Origin of the sequence: Thiohalomonas denitrificans (assembly GCF_016841685.1) — a bacterium.
Classification (GTDB): Bacteria; Pseudomonadota; Gammaproteobacteria; order Thiohalomonadales; family Thiohalomonadaceae; genus Thiohalomonas; species Thiohalomonas denitrificans_A.
In genome coordinates, this window is record NZ_JAENYR010000005.1 from 69116 (window position 1) to 86700 (window position 17585).

Here is a 17585-nt window from a genome sequence, read left to right on the forward strand (position 1 = left end):
GAGCGGATATCCTCCGCGCACTCTGCGCCTCTGCGATTGAGTCATTCAGATCTTTCTTAGCGCTCTTTGCGTCTTCGCGGTTAATTAACGAAAAAGACCGATGCGGCAAAATCTATGAACAATCAGGTACACAACGTCGATCCGAGCGAACTGCGCAAGTTCGAGGAGCTGGCCTCGCGCTGGTGGGACCCGGAAAGCGAGTTCAAGCCACTGCACGATATCAATCCGTTGCGCCTGGATTACGTCGACGAGCGGATCGGGCTTTCGGGGAAGAAGGTCCTGGACGTGGGCTGTGGCGGCGGCATTCTCTCCGAGAGCATGGCCGCGCGGGGCGCCGAGGTCACCGGCATCGATATGGGCGAGGCACCGCTGTCGGTGGCACGCCTGCACCAGCTCGAATCGGGCATGAAGGTCGAATACCGGCAGATCACGGTAGAGGCCCTGGCGGAGGAGATGCCGGGCGCATTCGATGCGGTAACCTGCATGGAGATGCTGGAGCATGTCCCCGACCCGGCGTCTGCCATCGCTGCCTGTGCACGGCTGGTCAAACCGGACGGCAGGGTGTTTTTCTCCACCCTGAACCGGAATCCCAAATCGTACCTGTTCGCCATTCTCGGCGCCGAATACCTGCTACGGCTGCTGCCCAAGGGCACTCACGATTACGCCAGGTTTATTCGTCCCTCGGAGATGGAGAGCTGGGCCCGCCATGGCGGTCTGCGGGTCAGGGAGCTGACGGGCCTGAGTTACAACCCGCTGACCCGCCAGTACAGCCTCGGCAGGAATGTCGATGTGAATTATCTGGCCTACTGCGTACGGGAAGAATGAGCATCATCGAGACGGTGCTGTTCGATCTGGACGGTACCCTGGCCGACACCGCCCCGGATCTGGCGGGTGCATTAAACGCAGTTCTGATAGAGGAGGACCGCGCACCCCTGGCCTACGAGGCAATCCGCCCCGTGGTGTCCCATGGAGGAATCGCCCTCATCCGGCTCGGCTTCGGCCTGGAGCCGGGCGCCCCCGACTTCGACCGGCTGCGCAGCTTGCTGCTGGAGCACTACAGGGCCGAAATTGCCACACGCACACGACTGTTTCCCGGCATGGATGAACTCCTTGCGGAACTGGAGCGGCGCCGAATGGCCTGGGGCGTGGTCACCAACAAGCCCGCCTGGCTGACGCAGCCGCTGATGACTGCACTGGGGCTCAGTCAGCGGGCAGCGACCATCATCAGTGGCGATACCGTCCCGGAGAACAAACCGCATCCCGCGCCCATGCATCAGGCCTGTCACGATACAGGCACGGCTCCGCTAAGCTGCCTCTACGTCGGCGATGCCGAGCGGGATATCGTCGCCGGGCGCAACGCCGGTATGGCAACCCTGGTGGCGCTTTGGGGGTACTTGGGAGAAACCGACCACCCCGGTGACTGGGGCGCCGACGGCATGATCGAAGAGCCGCAGCTGGTGCTCGACTGGCTTACCGCAACCACAACCGTCCCCGCCAGTAACCTGTAGGAGCGGCGGAAGCCGCGAAAAGACCGGTGTAAACGAGGTGCGGATGACGAACAAACCCCAAATGCCGATGGACCCGAACTCCGTGGAAGCCGCCTATCGGCACTGCCAATCCCTGGCGCAATCCCATTACGAAAACTTTCCGGTCGCCTCCTGGATACTCCCCCGCCCCATGCGCCGTCCGGTCGCGGTGGTGTACGCATTCGCCCGTACCGCCGACGATCTCGCCGACGAGGGGGCAGACGATATCGAGACCCGGCTGCAGGCGCTGGATGACTACCAAGGACGGCTTGGGCAGACCGCAGCAGGGCAACCGCCAGCTGATCCGGTATTTATTGCCGTGGCCGATGTCCTCAAGCACAAGCCACTGCCGGTATCGCTCTTTTTCGATCTCCTGTCGGCCTTCCGCCAGGATGTCACCCGCAAACGCTACCGGGACTTCGCAGACCTGCTCGACTATTGCAGACGGTCGGCGAACCCGGTTGGTCGCCTGCTTCTGCATCTGCACGGCAGTGCCAGTGCGGAAAACCTTGTGCTGTCGGACCGCATTTGCACCTCCCTGCAACTCATCAACTTCTACCAGGACCTGGCGCAGGACTTCGATGAAAACGGGCGCATCTACATCCCGGTTGATGAGATGGAGGCACTGGAAGTGTCGGAGATGCACTTCGAGCAGCGCCGGAGCGACCCGGCCATGCGCCGACTGTTTAGCGCCCAGGTGGCGCGGGGGCGCGCGATGATGCTGGAGGGAGCGCCCCTGGGCTCGCGGCTGAGGGGCCGATTCGGGCTCGAAATCCGGATGATCGTGGAGGGCGGGCTGGCGGTTCTGGAACGATTGGCCGCAGCCGAGGACGTATTCGCCCGTCCCCGGCTGCGGCGACGCGATCTGCTACGGATGCTGTTCAGGAGCCTGCGGCCGTGGCGACCCTCTCCTCCCTCAGCACTCCCCGATCACGCAGGAGATTGATGACCTGCTCCACGCTCTCCTCGAGCGAAAGCTCGTGGGTATCGATAGTCAGCTCCGGCTTTTCCGGCTCTTCATACGGTGAAGAGATACCGGTAAACTCCTTGATATCCCCCGCCCGGGCCCGTCGGTAGAGCCCCTTCACATCCCGCTCCTCACAGACTTCAATGGGACACTTGCAGTAGATCTCGAGGAATTCACCCTCCGGAATCAGCTCACGAACCCGATCCCGGTCACTGCACATGGGCGAGATGAAGGCGGTCAGGGAGATCACCCCGGCATCAAGAAACAGCTTGGCCATTTCCCCAATGCGGCGGATGTTTTCGTGCCGATCATCGATGGAAAACCCCAGATCGCCACACAGACCGTGGCGAACATTGTCGCCGTCCAGGACAATCGTGCGGCAGCGGTAGCCGTGTAGTCGCTCTTCAACCGCATGGGCCACGGTCGATTTACCCGAACCGGAGAGCCCGGTGAACCACAACACGACACTGCCATGACCATTCAGGTGCTCCCTGTCCTGACGGTTCACCTTCTGTTCCTGCCACACTACATTACTGCTCTTTTGCATTTTCGGGGCTCCGTATCGATTTACATTCCACTCTTACAACCGCCAGGTTGAGCCATTATACTCAGATGGCGTGCCGGTCTGCGGATCCTTGTCCCTAACCTCAAAAAACTTTCATGACGCCCGATGAATACTGCCAGAACCGTACCTCCCGTAGCGGTTCCAGTTTCTACTACAGCTTTCTGTTTCTCCCCTCGGAGCAGCGTCGGGCCATTACCGCCCTCTATGCATTTTGCCGGGAAGTGGATGATATTGTCGACGAAAGCGCAAATCCGGCACTTGCCCGCACCCAGCTCCAGGCGTGGCGGGAGGAAATCGGCCGTCTTTTCCACGATACCCCCCAGCATCCGGTAACCCGCGCCCTGGCGCCGATGCTGGAGCGCTATGAACTGGCCGAAGAGCATTTCCTTGAAATCATAGACGGCATGGAGATGGACCTCGATCAGAACCGTTACGCGGATTTCAAGGAGCTCTCGCTCTACTGCTACCGCGTTGCCAGCGTGGTGGGAATGCTCTCGACCGAAATCTTCGGCTACCGGGACCGCCACACGCTGCGGTATGCCCATGACCTCGGCATGGCCTTTCAGCTCACGAACATCCTGCGCGATGTCGGTGAAGACGCTCGCCGGGGACGGATCTACATCCCGGAAGATGAAATGACGCGTTTCGGCATCACCCCCGAAGATCTGATTCGAGGCAGGGACTCCGACGCGATGCGGGAGCTCTTCAAATGCCAGGGAGACCGTGCCCGCACCTTTTACCGCGCCGCCTTCTCCAGGCTGCCGGAAGAGGACCGCTACAGACAGCGCGCAGCCCTTATGATGGCAGCCATTTACCTGCGCCTGCTGGATGAGATCGAGGGGCAGGGGTTTCCCGTACTGAATCGACGTATTTCGCTGCCATCCTGGCAGAAACTTTGGCTTGTCTGGCGCACGGCACGCCGTGAAGCCGCCCGTCACCGTCGCTGGCTCGGGGAGCAACGCCGATGATGCCGACCTGCCCGCAGTCATGAAGTCGAAACCGATCCTGGTGCTGGGCGCCGGTTGGGCCGGGCTGGCGGCCGGCGTCGAACTGGCGGCCAGAGGCTATTCTGTTCAGGTCCTGGAATCCGCCCGTCAACCCGGCGGGCGCGCGCGCTGTGTGCGCTTCGGGGAACTGAACATCGATAACGGTCAGCACCTGCTGATCGGCGCCTACCGGGAAACCCTGCGTCTCATGGAGAGCATCGGTCTCAGGGAATCCGACATCTTCGCCCGAACACCGCTCCGCCTGGCCATCAGGGGTCACGGCCAGGACCTGGACCTCGCATCGCTGCCGCTTCCAAGCCCAATGCATATCGGCGGCGGGCTAATGCGAGCCAGGGGCCTGTCACTCCGGCAACGAGGTGCCGCTGTAAAGATGGCCTACCGCCTGTGGCGACGGAAATTCGCGCTGGCGGAGGATTGCACGGTCGCCATGCTCCTGGAGCACGAGGGACAGAACACCGACCTGATCAGGCGTCTCTGGGAGCCTCTATGCCTTGCTACCCTCAACACGCCGATTTCGCGAGCCTCGGCGCGGGCGTTTCTTGCCGTACTGCGGGATGCCTTCACCGGGAATCGAGGCAATGCCGACCTGCTGATTCCCCGTACCGGGCTCGGGCGTATCTTTCCAGTGCCTGCTGTAGACTTCATCGAGCAGAGAGACGGCCATGTGCAACTCGGGCGGCGGGCCAACCGACTGCTGATCGAGGACAACCGCATCATCGGCATCGAAACCGGCGACAAAACCGTTCTAGCCGATCAAGTGGTACTGGCCGTGCCGCCCGTGGCGGCTGCCCGCCTGCTGCAACCGCATTCGGCGCTGGCAGGTACCGCCGAACGGCTGTTCCAACTCTCCTACGAATCCATCACCACGGTCTATCTCCATTATCCTGAAGAGGTCCGACTCGCCAACGCCATGCTGGGACTGATCGGCACTCATGCACAATGGGTATTTGACCGCAGCCTTTGTGGACAACCCGGCCTGATGGCCGCAGTCATCAGCACCGACGGCCCCCATACCTTGATGGAAAACCGACAGCTGATTGCCGCCGTCTCTGAAGAGATTTCCCGCCTCCTGCCGGGCGGGCCGAGCCCCCTCAACAGTGCCGTTATCCGGGAAAAGCGGGCGACGTTTGCTTGCGAGGCCGGGGTCGATGCCCTACGCCCCGAGGCGAGGACACCCGTGACCGGTCTTTGGCTGGCCGGGGATTACACCGCGACCGGCTATCCGGCCACACTGGAGGGAGCGGTTCGCAGCGGGGTTCAATGTGCGCGCCACATCATGGATAATGCACGTCCCTAATCAACATCCTGAATTCCGATGGCATCCGTTCCTCCCGACACTTTGAAACAGTATCAGCCTCCCGCGGATCTTCTGAAAGAGCGGATCATTCTGGTCACCGGAGCCGGCGGCGGGCTCGGAGCCGCGGCCGCAAAAAGCTTCGCAGCCCACGGCGCAACGGTGATACTACTCGGACGCACTATTCGCAAGCTGGAGGACACCTACGACGCGATTGAACAGGCGGGGCACCCTCTTCCGGCGATCTATCCGATGAATCTGGAAGGGGCGGCGCCAAAGGACTATGCGGAACTGGCCGCCACCGTCGAAAAGGAGTTCGGACGACTGGACGGGCTGCTGCACAACGCCGCCACCCAGGGCCAGCTGACGCCCCTGTCGCAATACAGCATCGAGTTGTGGTCACAGGTGATGCAGACCAACCTGAATGCCCCCTTCATGATGACCGCCGCCCTGCTCGACCTGCTAAAGGCGTCCGACGACGCCTCGGTCGTGTTCACCACCTCGGACGTCGGCCGCAAGGGTCGCGCCTACTGGGGTGCTTACGGGATCTCCAACGCCGCCTGCGAAAACATGATGCAGATCTGGGCCGATGAGCTCGAGGTCAACACCCGCGTACGGGTCAACAGCCTGGATCCTGGTCCGGCACGCACCACCATGCGCGCCCGCGCCTACCCCGGCGAAGATCCCAACAGCATTCCCTTGCCCGAAGCACTCATGGGCGCCTACCTGTACCTGATGGGCCCGGAGAGCCGCGATATCACGGGACAGCAATTGAACGCGTAGGGTGCACTCTTCAAATACACCGTCGACAGCTCGCACCTGCATTGGAAGCGGCGCATCAGAGGATGTTCCACGCCGCTGCCTCCACCATACTGTTCTCTGTGTGCTCTGTGGTGAACGGTGTAGTTGAGCGGTCGACTCAATCCCAGATATCCACATGCCTTCCCTCGGCCTCGATGCGTTCGGCGCGGGCCTGCACGAAGCGCTGGAATTCCGGAACCTCGCGGTAGGCCCCGGAGGCCACGTATTCCAGGGCCGACTGCACGTGGAAGCTCTTCAGGTAGGCCTCGGTCCGGAATACCTCCCTTCCGGTCTTGTCAAAAAACAGCATGCCGGGCGTGTATTTGACCTCCATGGAATCCGCCCATTCCCGGGCCGTGGTGCGCTCACCAGCTGGCGTCAGAACCCGGGTATCGGCCCAGCGATCGAGCCGCACCACATCGAAGGCGCCCAGCAGGTCGCGCGTCGCTTCCCGCGCCAGGACGTCCCGGTGGAATTCGTCACAAGCGGCGCACCGGGGCTGTTCGAAGAGCACAACCAGTGGACGCTGGGCGGGGATGCTTTCCGACCTTGTGAGAGCAAACGGCGGCTCCTGGAAAAAGGGTGCCTCGTTCAGCTCTTCGGAGGCCTCCTCTTGCTGATTTTTGGCCAGAAAATCGGAAAAAGCATTTTTCCGGTCGATCGATGCGTACTCCAATGCCGAAATGAATTTGGCGGGATGATAATAGCCATTGACCCGCAGCGCTTTTCGGCCCTGCTCATCCAGGAAAAGCAGCGTCGGGGTGAACATTACCTTTAAATCCGCCGCAAATTGCTTTTCCGTCACCACCTCTCCATCCAGATTGGTGACTTCCCGATCGCCCCACAGATTGATCGCCACAACCTCATAGAGGTCGCGGGTTTTCCGGGCGATCTCCCGCTGACCGAAATTGTCCTGCAACAGCTTGGCACAGTAGGGACAGCCGTCCTGATAGAAATAGAGGAGCAGCCGTTTTCCCTCCTGGGCCGCCTCACCAACATCCTCGTGCAGATTCAGGAAAGATTGCTTGAACCACTCGGGCTGGGGGTGATAACCCGGATTGACGCCATCCTCCAGCTTTTCGCCGGCACCGAACGCGATGCCCATCATTCCGAATAGCACAACCGGCAGCAACCGCAGCAGTCGCTTGATCATCTCCACCATCCTCGTTCTGTTTTATAATAAGTCTCACTATATCGCTGCGAATGAACGTCCGCCACATTACCCATACATTGGCAAGGCCTTGGCGTGAATTCGACGGCCGGAGGCTGTTTCTCCTGCACGGAAAGGTGATAGAACTACGCTGCGACGTAAGGAAGTGGCCAGAGCTAATACTCGGCACGGTCCGGTTTTGCGGACCAGAGGGCAAAGGGACGTTCGGCCCCGGAGATGTCGACCCGGTGTGCAGGCAACTGCCGCTCCTCCGGCGACCGCGCCAATTCCTCGGCGATGAACAGATCATCGAATCCCGCCTCGGCCGCAGCCTCGCCCATCGCAGCAAAAAAGATGGCGTCCAACCGTGCCCAATAGGCCGCACTGAGACACATGGGGCAGGGGGCACAACTGACATACAGCACACAGCCCACCAGGGAGAAATCTCCCAGAGTGCGGCAGGCCTCGCGAATCGCATTTACTTCCGCATGAGCCGTAGGGTCGTTATCGAGTGTCACGCGATTGTTGCCCTTGCCAATGATATGTCCATCCCGGACCACGACCGCCCCGAAGGGGCCACCGCCCTGCTCCACCGATTCTTCAGCCAACCACAATACGGTTTCCAGAAAGGAAATATCCGGTTCCATCGAAGCCCCTTGGTTTGAACACCTTTCTGATTGTCGGAACTCTTCCACCAATGATCAAACCCTGTCGCGTCCGGGGCACTGCGACCGAAGGCAACAGCCGGCACAGCGGCTCTTTTTCCGGCAGTAATCTTTCGCGTGGGCCACTATCAGGGCGTGGTACTCATTGAATAACTCGACCCGATTGGGCTCGCTGGCGAGCCCCTGCTCGACGAGGGATCGCAGCTCCTCATAGGTCTCATCGCCTTGAATCACCTCTAAACGGGAAAAGAGTCGCCGGGTATAGGTGTCGATGACGAAAACCGGGCGACCGAACGCATACAGAACGATGTCATCAGCCGTCTCCGGACCCACACCGTTTACGGACAATACCCGCTGCCGTAGCTCCGCCGTCTCCAGCCGCTCCAGGGCTTCCAGGCCGCCTGCCTCCAGATACCAGCGGCAGTAATTGCGAAGCCTCTCCGCCTTCACGTTGAAATAACCCGACGGACGAATCCATTCGGCCAGCTCGGTGTGCGGAACACCGAGCATTGTCTCCGGGCTCAGCGCATCCCGGGTCTTTAGGTTGCAAATCGCCTTTTCGACATTGGACCACGCCGTATTTTGCGTCAGAATCGCACCGACCATGACTTCGAAAGGCGTGTCCGCGGGCCACCAATGCTGCAGCCCGTGCTCGACAAACAGCCGATCATGAATGGTTTTAAACGGCATGATGCCCGCCTGAATCGCCTGAGCAATGAAATGGGTGACCCAATCGGCCCTGCCGCGAAGACGCGGACCGCCCTGCTGGCCAGGTGCAGTTCCTTCCCGGTCCCTGTGTGCACCGTCCGCCAGCGGTTACCTTATCGGGACCGAAACCATTCACCAGGGTTCCGGGCGAGGGAACAATTCGGCTATTCGTACCCGTTACCGACGCCGCTTGCCGGGGCGCGCCGTTCTCCCCTGGGGCTTGTGGCGTGCCCTGCGGCTGACCGGCCGCTCCTTTTCCGGTTCATCGGGCAGACCCGCGGCATCGAGCAGCGCCTTGAGTGCCGGTGGGGGCAGATCCTGAAAGCGCCCCTGGCGAAGCGCCCGGTTGAGGATGACGGGTCCGTAGCGTACGCGGATCAGCCGGCTCACCACGGCCCCCTGAGACTCCCAGAGACGGCGCACTTCCCGATTGCGTCCCTCGCGGATGACGACATGGAACCAGTGATTGGTCCCCTCCCCGCCGGCATCCACCACCGAATCGAAGCGGGCAAAACCATCCTCGAGTTCAACGCCCTCGGTCAACTGCTTGATCACATCGGGTGAGGGCTCGCCGTAAATGCGCACCGCGTACTCGCGTTCAACTTCCGACGAGGGGTGCATCAGACGATTGGCGAGTTCTCCATCATTGGTGAGCAGCAGCAGCCCCGACGTATTGACGTCCAGCCGCCCGACCGGTATCCAGCGCCCTCCTCCCGCACGAGGCAGGTTTTCGAAGACGGTGGGGCGGCCCTCCGGGTCACTCCGGGTGACGAGTTCACCCTCGGGCTTGTTGTACACCAGAACCCGGCGCCGCGGACCGGCCTTTCGATGGCGCGATAGCACCCGGCCGTCAACGCGAATGAGATCCGTTTCCTCCACGCGATCGCCCAGCGTGGCCACCCTGCCGTTGACAGAGATCCGCCCGGCCGTAATCCACGCCTCGAGTTCACGTCGCGAGCCGAAGCCGGCCCGGGCCAACAGTTTTTGCAGCTTTTCGCTCATAGGATTGGAATCGAACCACAGAGATCACGGAGTGATCTGAGAAAAAAGTTTCACGGCCACAGGGGTCAGCCGCACAAGTACCGAGTGCTACGACGGTTCCGAATTCTCTACGGACAAACCGATGGATGCGCCATACGGTGCCACATCGGGCGCTGTCTCTGTGGTCATACGTACTCAACCGGTTCCAGATCCACCGGCGGCAGTGGCACGCCTTTCTCCGGTTCATCTTCGGCGGCATTCTCGCCCGGGAGACGCAGATCCAGCTCGGCGTTGAGCTTGTCGATGTCCCTGAGTTCGGAAAGCGGCGGCAGGTCATCGAGCGTCTTCAGATCGAAGTAATCCAGGAACTGCCGTGTGGTAGCATACATGGCGGGCTTACCGGGTACATCCCGATGCCCAACCACCCGCACCCACTCACGCTCCTGCAAGGTTCGCATGATGTTGGTGCTGACCGAGACACCACGGATATCCTCGATTTCGGCCCGGGTGATTGGCTGACGATAGGCCACCAGCGCCAAGGTCTCCAGAAGGGCTCGGGAGTATCGGGCCGGTTTTTCCTCCCACAGACGGGATACCCAGCGAGCCGTCTCGGCCCGTCCCTGAAAACGGTATCCGCTGGCCACCTCCCTGAGCTCCACGCCGCGCCTTTCGCAGTCGGCCTGCAGGGCTTCGATAGTCTCCCGAAGCGCCCCCTTGTCCGGCCGCTCCTCCTCCTCGAACAGGCCCTGCAACCGATCCAGACTGAGTGGTTCACCCGCCGCAAACAGGGCCGACTCGACAATCTTCTTCAGCTCTTCGATTTCCATAGATCGATTCGGATTACTCGCTGGTGCCGACGGCCTTGACATGGATCCGCCCGAAGGTTTCGGTCTGGATCAGTTCAATGAGCGATTGCTTGATAAGCTCAAGCACGGCCATAAAGGTTACCACCACGCCCCGACGCCCCTCTTCGAGCGGGAACAGCGTGGTGAATTCCGTAAAGTACTCGGTGCTGAGGGCCTCCAGTACCTGCGACATGCGTTCGCGCACCGACAGCGTTTCACGCTGGACATGATGATGGGCAAACATCTCGGCACGACGGACCACTTCCGAAAGCGCAGTCAGCAGTTCCCGAAGGTCGAGATCGGGCCTGGGCTTCTCCACCGCACGATCGGGTCCCTCGATGCACGCCGGGAAGACCTCCCTTCCCACACGGGGGAGGTCATCGATATCTCCAGCCGCCTGTTTGAAGCGCTCATACTCCTGGAGACGCCTAACCAGTTCCGCACGTGGGTCATCATCTTCTTCTTCCGAAGCCACCGGGCGCGGCAGCAGCATGCGCGATTTGATCTCCGCCAGCATGGCTGCCATAACCAGGTATTCCGCGGCCAGCTCCAGCTGGAGTTCTTTCATCAACTCCACGTACTTCATGTACTGGGTCGTGATCTGCGCGATGGGGACATCCAGGACATCCAGATTCTGCCGCTTGATGAGATAAAGCAGCAGATCCAGCGGTCCTTCGAACGCCTCCAGAAAGACCTCCAGCGCCTGCGGGGGAATATAGAGGTCCTTGGGCATCTCCATCAGAGGTGAGCCCAGGACGATGGCAAAGGGCATCTCCTCCTGTCGCGGCTGCCGGGAGGCTTCCCTCTCTTCCCGGGCGTTGGGTTCGACGCAAACGTCATTCATGGTCGATTACCGGTAGTCCAGCCCCATGGAGCGGCGAACCTCCTCCAGGGTGAGTTTGGCCTCGTCACGAGCCTGTTCGCGCCCCTCCGCCAGGATCTTGCGCACCAGCGAGGGGTTATCGATGAATTCCTTGGCGCGCTCACGGATGGGCGCCAACTCCGAAGAGACGGCATCGATCACCGGCTGTTTACAATCCAGGCAGCCGATGCCGGCGGTGGTGCAGCCCTCCTGTACCCACTGACGGGTCTCTTCGCCCGAGTAAACCTTGTGCAGTTCCCATACTGGACACTTCTCCGGATCGCCCGGGTCGGTACGGCGCACCCTGGCCGGATCGGTAGGCATGGTGCGCAGCTTCTTTTCGACTTCCTTGGGGTCTTCCCGGAGGCCGATAGTGTTGCCATAAGACTTGGACATTTTCTGTCCGTCCAGGCCGGGCATCTTCGACGCCGGGGTGAGCAGCGCCTGGGGCTCGGGCAGGATAATCTTGCCGGCGCCCTCGAGATAGCCGAACAGGCGTTCCCGATCACCCAGGGTGATGTTCTGCTGATTCTCTAGCAGCGCCTGGGCCGTGGCCAGCGCCTCGTGATCGCCCTGCTCCTGATAGCGTTTACGCAGGTCGTGGTACAGACGGGCATTCTTCTTGCCCATCTTTCTCGCCGCCTGCTCGGCCCGGTCGGCAAAGTCCGGTTCGCGGCCATACAGGTGGTTAAAGCGGCGCGCCACCTCACGAGTCAACTCCACGTGGGCGACCTGGTCTTCACCGACCGGAACCTGGGTCGCGCGGTAGATCAGGATATCGGCGCTCTGTAGCAGCGGATAGCCGAGAAAACCATAGGTAGAGAGGTCCTTTTCCTTGAGCTTTTCCTGCTGGTCCTTATAGGTAGGTACACGCTCCAGCCACCCCAGCGGCGTCATCATCGACAGCAGCACGTGCAGCTCGGCGTGCTCCGGCACCTGGGACTGAATAAAAAGCCGCGCCGAACCGGGATTGATTCCCGCCGCCAGCCAGTCGATCACCATATCCATCGCGTTCTCGACGATCGGACCGGTATTGTCGTACTCGGTGGTCAGGGCGTGCCAATCGGCAATAAAGAAGAAACACTCGTATTCATGCTGGAGCTTCAACCAGTTTTTCAGGACGCCGTGATAGTGGCCGAGGTGCAGACGGCCGGTGGGCCGCATACCTGACAACACGCGCTGATTTTGCGACGACAGGGAATTCAAAACGACTCCAATTCGTGATCAGACCAGTGAATACAGGACCGCCAGGAAGGCCTCGGGCGATAGCCCGGTCATCCCCCCCAGCAGCGACAGAAACCATGTCACCATCGGCCACAGAATCTGTCCCAATATGCCAGTAACCAGTAGCAATACCAAGATGGGAAACCCATAGGGCTCAATACGGCTGAGCTGCCAGGATGCCGGTCCGGGCAGTAACCCGACCGCCACCCGCCCGCCGTCCAGCGGCGGCAGTGGAAGAAGATTAAGCACCATCAGGATGATATTGATGAAGATACCTGCTACTGCCATGTAGATGAGGAAAAGCCCTACATCCCCCCCAAACCAGGCTCCCAGCTGGGCCATCAACACCCAAAATGCTGCCATGATCAAGTTTGACAGCGGTCCTCCCAGGGCCACCAACGCCATATCGCGTTTCGGGTTCCGCAAATTCTCATAGGTAATGGGCACCGGCTTGGCCCAACCAAAAATGATCCCTCCCAACATCAGCAGGATACCCGGCACGAGAATCGTCCCCACCGGGTCGATATGCTTAATTGGATTCAGCGTCAACCGTCCCAGCATGCGCGCAGTCGGATCGCCAAAACGAAGGGCAACCCAGCCGTGGGCCGTTTCATGCACGGTAATGGCAAAGATCACCGGCAGCGCCCAGACCGCGATGCGCTGCATGACATTGAGTTCATCCATTCGGGGATTATACCTGCTGGTTCACTGTGAGCCGAAGTCGGCTGAACGTAATGGGTTTAACCGCAAAGACGCAAAGGGCGCAAAGAAGGATCTTTTATCCTACTCATGTGCTCGGGGTTTGAGGAACCCTTCGAGGAACTTCGGAGGGAAGTACTTTCCAACCAATCACCCCCTTTGCGCGCTTTGCGTCTTTGCGGTGAATTACCTCAAGCTTCGAAAGGGGCGGGATCGCCAAGCCCGCGGCGCAGAACCTCCGGCGTATCATCCTCAAAGGCGATCACCGTAGTCGGTTCCAGGCCACCAAAGCCGCCGTCGATGATGAGGTCGACGGCGTGCTCCAATCGATCACGGATATCCTCGGGATCCGATTCCGGTATCTCCCGGCCCGGCAGGATCAGGGTGGTACTGACCATGGGCTCGCCCAATTCCTCAAGCAAGGCCTGCGCGATCGGATTAGCGGGAACCCGCAGACCGATGGTCTTACGCTTGGGCTGCTGCAGCCGACGCGGCACCTCGCGCGTAGCGGGTAGAACAAAGGTATACGGGCCGGGCGTCACCGCCTTGAGTAGCCGATACGCCGTATTGCCCACTTTGGCATAAGTACCCAGTTCCGACAGATCGCGACAGACCAGTGTGAAGTGGTGCTTTTCGCTCAACTGGCGAATGTTGCGAATCCGATCAAAGGCCTTTTTATCATCCAAATGACAACCGAGCGCATAGCCGGAGTCAGTCGGATAGACCGTCACGGCCCCGCTACGAATCATGTCCACTGCCTGCTTGATCAAGCGTGGCTGGGGATTGTCAGGATGGATCTGGAAGAATTGGCTCATGAAATCCGTCGTTGTTTTTGTTCACAGAGGAAAACCACAGAGGAGGGTTTTCCACCCGGGTTTTTATCCGTGACCTCTGCGGTCAATGTCACACGCGGCGCGCTTCAACTCAGTGTCCCAGCTACCCCAGATAGGATTGCAGCCGTCAGGCAGCGGTGCCAGGCGTCCCAGCTCCACCCACGGATGTTCCGGACCATGATAATCCGAGCCCGCCGAAGCGAGCAGCCCGTTATGGCGCGCGAGCTGGGCAATTTTAAAGCAGTCATCGCGGCTGTGGCTGGCCGAGACCACCTCGATACCGACGCCACCCGCCTCCATGAACTCCCCGACCAGCTTCCGCAGACGTGTCATGGTCATATCGTAGCGGGCAGGGTGGGCAATCACTGCCTGCCCCCCAGCGGCACGGATCCAGCCCACCGCCTCTTCGAACGTGGCCCATTCTCCCGGGACGTGGCCCGGCCTGTTACGTTTCAGAAAGTGTTTGAAGACATCGCGCACGCTCTTGGCATGTCCCTCCCCGGCCAGGAACTGAGCAAAGTGTGTACGACTGACAACTCGGCCCTTGGCCCGCTCCGCAGCCGCCTCGTAGGCACCCTCAATGCCGACTTTGGCGAGACGCCGTCCGATTTCACGGGCCCGCCAGTCCCTAAATTTCCGCAGGCGCCCGAGTCCCGCCTGTAGCGCGGTATTGTTCGGGTCAACGTGCAGTCCCACGATATGGATCGTCATCCGATTCCAGGTGACCGAGACCTCCACACCGGGAACGAGCGTCAATCCGAGCGCCGTCGCGGCTTCAGCGGCCTCGGTGACGCCGGCCATCTCGTCGTGATCGGTAAGCGCCAGAACATCCACACCGGCGGCGCGGGCCCGGCGGACCAGCTCCCCGGGGGCAAGTGTCCCGTCCGAAGCGAGTGAATGACTGTGTAGGTCGTAAAACATAATCTTTCTATTCTACCCTATCCCGCGCCTTGGCTTCACGCCGCATGGCGTGCTGCAATGTGCTAGTGTACTGTTACATGCTTGGCTCGCCCGAAGGGAGCCCCAAAAGCGCCATGACGGCGTTGCAGCGCTTGACAGGAGAGTAACCATTGCCTGCGCGCTGCAACTTGTCCTGAACGTTCTTGGGAGCTCTGAAAGTATCGGCAAGCATGCAACAGTACACTAGTTGTTAATAGACGCTGTCGGGCACAGATCATCCAACCTGATTCAATTCATGAAACTTCTTTTTGATTTTTTTCCCATCCTGCTGTTTTTCATCGCCTACAAAATATATGGCATCTATACCGCAACGGCAGTGGCGATCGGGGCCTCTTTTATTCAGGTGGCGGTCTTTTGGTTGCGCCACCGCCGCTTCGAGAATATGCACCTGGTCACCCTGGGCCTCATAGCGGTCCTCGGAGGCGCGACACTCTGGTTGCAGAACGAGACCTTTATCCAATGGAAGCCGACCGTGGTCAACTGGCTGTTCGGGTTCGCCTTTCTTGCCAGTCACTTCATCGGCCGCCAGCTGCTGGTCAAGCGCATGATGGGCTCGGCCCTGGAACTGCCCGACATCATATGGCAACGACTCAATACCGCCTGGGCCCTGTTCTTTATCGGCTCGGGATTTCTCAATCTCTATGTCGTATACAACTTCGACACCGAGATCTGGGTTAATTTCAAACTCTTCGGGCTGATGGGGCTGACCTTTGTGTTCGTGATCGGACAGGCTTTCTTTCTGGTGCGTCACATGAAGCCACAAACGGAAGAGAAAAACTGATGCTTTACGCGATAATCTCCGAAGATGTGGAAAACAGTCTCGAACAGCGCCTTCAGGCGCGTCCGGCGCATCTCGAGCGACTGAGAGTCCTGCAGGACGAAGGGCGGCTCCTCCTGGCGGGCCCCCACCCGACCATTGATGCCGACGACCCCGGTCCCGCCGGCTTTTCCGGCAGCCTGGTGGTCGCAGAATTCGAATCGCTCGAAACGGCGCGCCGCTGGGCGGCCGCGGATCCCTACATTGAAGCCGGCGTATACGACCGGGTGATCGTCAAACCCTTCCGGAAGGTGGTGCCATGAATCGCGTCGAAGCCATTCGCTCCGTACTCAACAACACTCTCGAACCAGAACAGCTGGAGATCATCGACGACAGCCACAAGCATGCCGGCCACGCCAGTGCCGGGGGCGCAGGCCACTTTACCGTGCGCGTGGTTTCACCCGTTTTTGCGGGCAAAAGCCTGATCGAGCGGCATCGTCTCGTCTATGCTGCCCTTGATGATCTGATGCACTCCGAGATCCATGCACTCTCCATCAAAGCTGAAACCCCGGAAGAGAGCAAAAACCAATAAGGAGCACGTTTTATGAACAAATCTTTCTCTTTCCTGCGCCGCACCGGTGCCACTCTACTCCTGGCATCCCTGCCCCTGGCCTGCATCCAGGCGGCCGAAGAAGTCGCCACAGTAAACGGCGAACCCATTTATCGCGAGGACATCGAGCAGTATCAACAGCAGCAGGGGATGGGTGCCGAGCAGGCGAAGGATCAAATGCAGGTGATCAACGAACTGATCTCCCGCGAACTGGTATACCAGGACGCCCTTGCCAAGGACCTCGACGAAGACCCCGAGGTCCAGGCGGCGCTGGAAGAAGCCAGCCGCAATGTCCTGTTGAATGCCGCTGTGCAGACGGCCCTCGAGGAGAACCCGGTAACCGAAAAGGAGATGAAGACCTTTTACGACGAGCAGATCTCCCGGATCGATGCCACCGAATACAAGGCGCGCCACATCCTGGTCGAGGAGCAGGATACGGCTGAAGAGGTGATCGCCAAACTGGAGGAAGGCGCCGAGTTCTCTGTCTTGGCCGAGGAGTTTTCGATCGATCCCTCGAGTCAGCAAGGCGGCGATCTGGGCTGGATCAATCCGCAACAGATGGTGCCGTCCTTCTCAGAGGCCCTTCAGAATATGGAAGAGGGGGAATACACCGCGGAGCCGGTACAGAGCCGCTTCGGCTGGCACGTCATTGAGCTGGAAGACACCCGTTCCCAGCAGCCGCCGAGTTTCGAGGAGGTGAAGCCGCAGATTGAACAGGCCCTGCAGCAGAAATACGTCGCAGAGTATCTGGAGAGCCTCAGGGAGAACGCCGACATCGAAATCAAGGAGTAACTGTAACTGCTCACTCCCCCGTCATTCCCGCGGAGGCGGGAATCCAGAGAGCAGCGGCATGGCTCAAAATGGATCCCCGCCTGCGCGGGGATGACGAATCTCCTATGCCGCGCATGACCAACCGGGCGAGCAGTTACGAGTAACTGGCGGTTTTTAACCACAGAGGAGACAGAGCTCACCGAGATTACAGCCGTCATCTCTGCGCCCTCTGTGTTCTCTGTGGCTGAAATCTAGGAGCCTGTCCGAGAATAGCGACCATCACGAGGACAAGACGGATTGAGTCGGATTTTCCGGCCATCTGAGGCAAATACGACTGCATGGACGCAGTCGTTAGAGCGA

21 protein-coding genes are annotated in these 17585 nt (G+C 60.1%); 10 read left to right on the forward strand and 11 right to left on the reverse strand.

Annotated features, from left to right (window positions below; genetic code table 11):
* Window positions 1-114 precede the first annotated feature (114 nt).
* From ubiG to hpnC, 3 genes are all read left to right on the forward strand, one after another.
* Entirely contained in the window at window positions 115-825 is a 711-nt protein-coding gene (gene ubiG / locus Q7L05_RS01865) for a bifunctional 2-polyprenyl-6-hydroxyphenol methylase/3-demethylubiquinol 3-O-methyltransferase UbiG (protein ID WP_303901143.1), read from the forward strand.
* A complete protein-coding gene (locus Q7L05_RS01870) occupies window positions 822-1508 on the forward strand; it encodes an HAD family hydrolase (protein ID WP_303901145.1) in 687 nt (228 codons plus the stop codon). The genes ubiG and Q7L05_RS01870 overlap by 4 nt, the downstream gene beginning before the upstream one ends.
* Before the next feature lie 67 nt (window positions 1509-1575).
* Window positions 1576-2472: a squalene synthase HpnC gene (hpnC, locus tag Q7L05_RS01875; protein ID WP_303901186.1), complete on the forward strand. Its 897-nt coding sequence runs from the start codon at window positions 1576-1578 to the stop codon at window positions 2470-2472.
* Here hpnC and cysC read toward each other — a convergent pair.
* Window positions 2408-3040, reverse strand: a complete 633-nt coding sequence (gene cysC, locus Q7L05_RS01880; protein WP_303901147.1) for an adenylyl-sulfate kinase — start codon at window positions 3038-3040, stop codon at window positions 2408-2410. The two genes, hpnC and cysC, sit on opposite strands and share 65 nt — an antisense overlap.
* Before the next feature lie 113 nt (window positions 3041-3153).
* On the opposite strand from cysC, the gene hpnD reads away from it, so the two are divergent.
* The 3 genes from hpnD to Q7L05_RS01895 are packed head-to-tail and all read left to right on the forward strand — an operon-like array spanning window position 3154 to window position 6142.
* Window positions 3154-4026, forward strand: coding sequence for a presqualene diphosphate synthase HpnD (hpnD, locus tag Q7L05_RS01885; RefSeq protein ID WP_303901149.1), 873 nt, complete (start codon window positions 3154-3156; stop codon window positions 4024-4026).
* Window positions 3959-5362 carry a hydroxysqualene dehydroxylase HpnE gene (gene hpnE, locus Q7L05_RS01890; protein ID WP_303901151.1) on the forward strand — a complete coding sequence of 468 codons (1404 nt, stop codon included), beginning with the start codon at window positions 3959-3961 and terminating at the stop codon, window positions 5360-5362. Before hpnD ends, hpnE begins: the two co-directional genes overlap by 68 nt.
* Window positions 5363-5404: 42 nt before the next feature.
* Entirely contained in the window at window positions 5405-6142 is a 738-nt protein-coding gene (locus Q7L05_RS01895) for a YciK family oxidoreductase (protein ID WP_411293305.1), read from the forward strand.
* 136 nt (window positions 6143-6278) lie between these two features.
* On the opposite strand, the gene Q7L05_RS01900 is transcribed toward Q7L05_RS01895, so the two are convergent.
* From Q7L05_RS01900 to Q7L05_RS01945, 10 genes are all read right to left on the reverse strand, one after another.
* Window positions 6279-7313, reverse strand: a complete 1035-nt coding sequence (locus Q7L05_RS01900) for a thioredoxin family protein (protein ID WP_303901155.1) — start codon at window positions 7311-7313, stop codon at window positions 6279-6281.
* Between the two features lie 173 nt (window positions 7314-7486).
* Complete coding sequence (locus Q7L05_RS01905; RefSeq protein WP_303901157.1) at window positions 7487-7957, reverse strand: nucleoside deaminase; 471 nt, start codon at window positions 7955-7957, stop codon at window positions 7487-7489.
* A gap of 54 nt (window positions 7958-8011) precedes the next feature.
* Entirely contained in the window at window positions 8012-8665 is a 654-nt protein-coding gene (locus Q7L05_RS01910; protein WP_303901159.1) for an endonuclease III domain-containing protein, read from the reverse strand.
* 195 nt (window positions 8666-8860) lie between these two features.
* Complete coding sequence (rluB, locus tag Q7L05_RS01915; RefSeq protein WP_303901161.1) at window positions 8861-9685, reverse strand: 23S rRNA pseudouridine(2605) synthase RluB; 825 nt, start codon at window positions 9683-9685, stop codon at window positions 8861-8863.
* Between the two features lie 164 nt (window positions 9686-9849).
* Complete coding sequence (scpB, locus tag Q7L05_RS01920; protein WP_303901162.1) at window positions 9850-10491, reverse strand: SMC-Scp complex subunit ScpB; 642 nt, start codon at window positions 10489-10491, stop codon at window positions 9850-9852.
* A gap of 13 nt (window positions 10492-10504) precedes the next feature.
* A complete protein-coding gene (locus tag Q7L05_RS01925; protein WP_317623078.1) occupies window positions 10505-11353 on the reverse strand; it encodes a segregation and condensation protein A in 849 nt (282 codons plus the stop codon).
* 6 nt (window positions 11354-11359) lie between these two features.
* Window positions 11360-12577 (reverse strand): tryptophan--tRNA ligase, encoded by a 1218-nt coding sequence (locus Q7L05_RS01930; protein ID WP_303901164.1) that lies wholly within the window; start codon window positions 12575-12577, stop codon window positions 11360-11362.
* Window positions 12578-12595: 18 nt separating this feature from the next.
* Window positions 12596-13279 carry a site-2 protease family protein gene (locus Q7L05_RS01935; protein ID WP_303901166.1) on the reverse strand — a complete coding sequence of 228 codons (684 nt, stop codon included), beginning with the start codon at window positions 13277-13279 and terminating at the stop codon, window positions 12596-12598.
* A 206-nt stretch (window positions 13280-13485) separates the two neighbouring features.
* Window positions 13486-14109, reverse strand: a complete 624-nt coding sequence (locus Q7L05_RS01940; protein ID WP_303901168.1) for an L-threonylcarbamoyladenylate synthase — start codon at window positions 14107-14109, stop codon at window positions 13486-13488.
* A 63-nt stretch (window positions 14110-14172) separates the two neighbouring features.
* Window positions 14173-15048, reverse strand: a complete 876-nt coding sequence (locus Q7L05_RS01945; RefSeq protein WP_303901170.1) for a PHP domain-containing protein — start codon at window positions 15046-15048, stop codon at window positions 14173-14175.
* Between the two features lie 274 nt (window positions 15049-15322).
* Between Q7L05_RS01945 and Q7L05_RS01950 the strand changes: the two genes are divergently transcribed.
* Genes Q7L05_RS01950 through Q7L05_RS01965 form a run of 4 tightly spaced genes read left to right on the forward strand, consistent with a single transcriptional unit; the run spans window position 15323 to window position 17246 of the window.
* A complete protein-coding gene (locus tag Q7L05_RS01950) occupies window positions 15323-15868 on the forward strand; it encodes a septation protein A (RefSeq protein WP_303901171.1) in 546 nt (181 codons plus the stop codon).
* Window positions 15868-16167: a YciI family protein gene (locus tag Q7L05_RS01955; protein WP_303901173.1), complete on the forward strand. Its 300-nt coding sequence runs from the start codon at window positions 15868-15870 to the stop codon at window positions 16165-16167. The genes Q7L05_RS01950 and Q7L05_RS01955 overlap by 1 nt, the downstream gene beginning before the upstream one ends.
* The gene (locus Q7L05_RS01960; protein WP_303901175.1) at window positions 16164-16436 is read left to right on the forward strand and encodes a BolA family protein; all 273 of its coding nucleotides are present in this window, start codon (window positions 16164-16166) and stop codon (window positions 16434-16436) included. The genes Q7L05_RS01955 and Q7L05_RS01960 overlap by 4 nt, the downstream gene beginning before the upstream one ends.
* A 12-nt stretch (window positions 16437-16448) precedes the next feature.
* Window positions 16449-17246, forward strand: a complete 798-nt coding sequence (locus tag Q7L05_RS01965; protein WP_303901177.1) for a peptidylprolyl isomerase — start codon at window positions 16449-16451, stop codon at window positions 17244-17246.
* The last annotated feature ends 339 nt before the right edge of the window (window positions 17247-17585 follow it).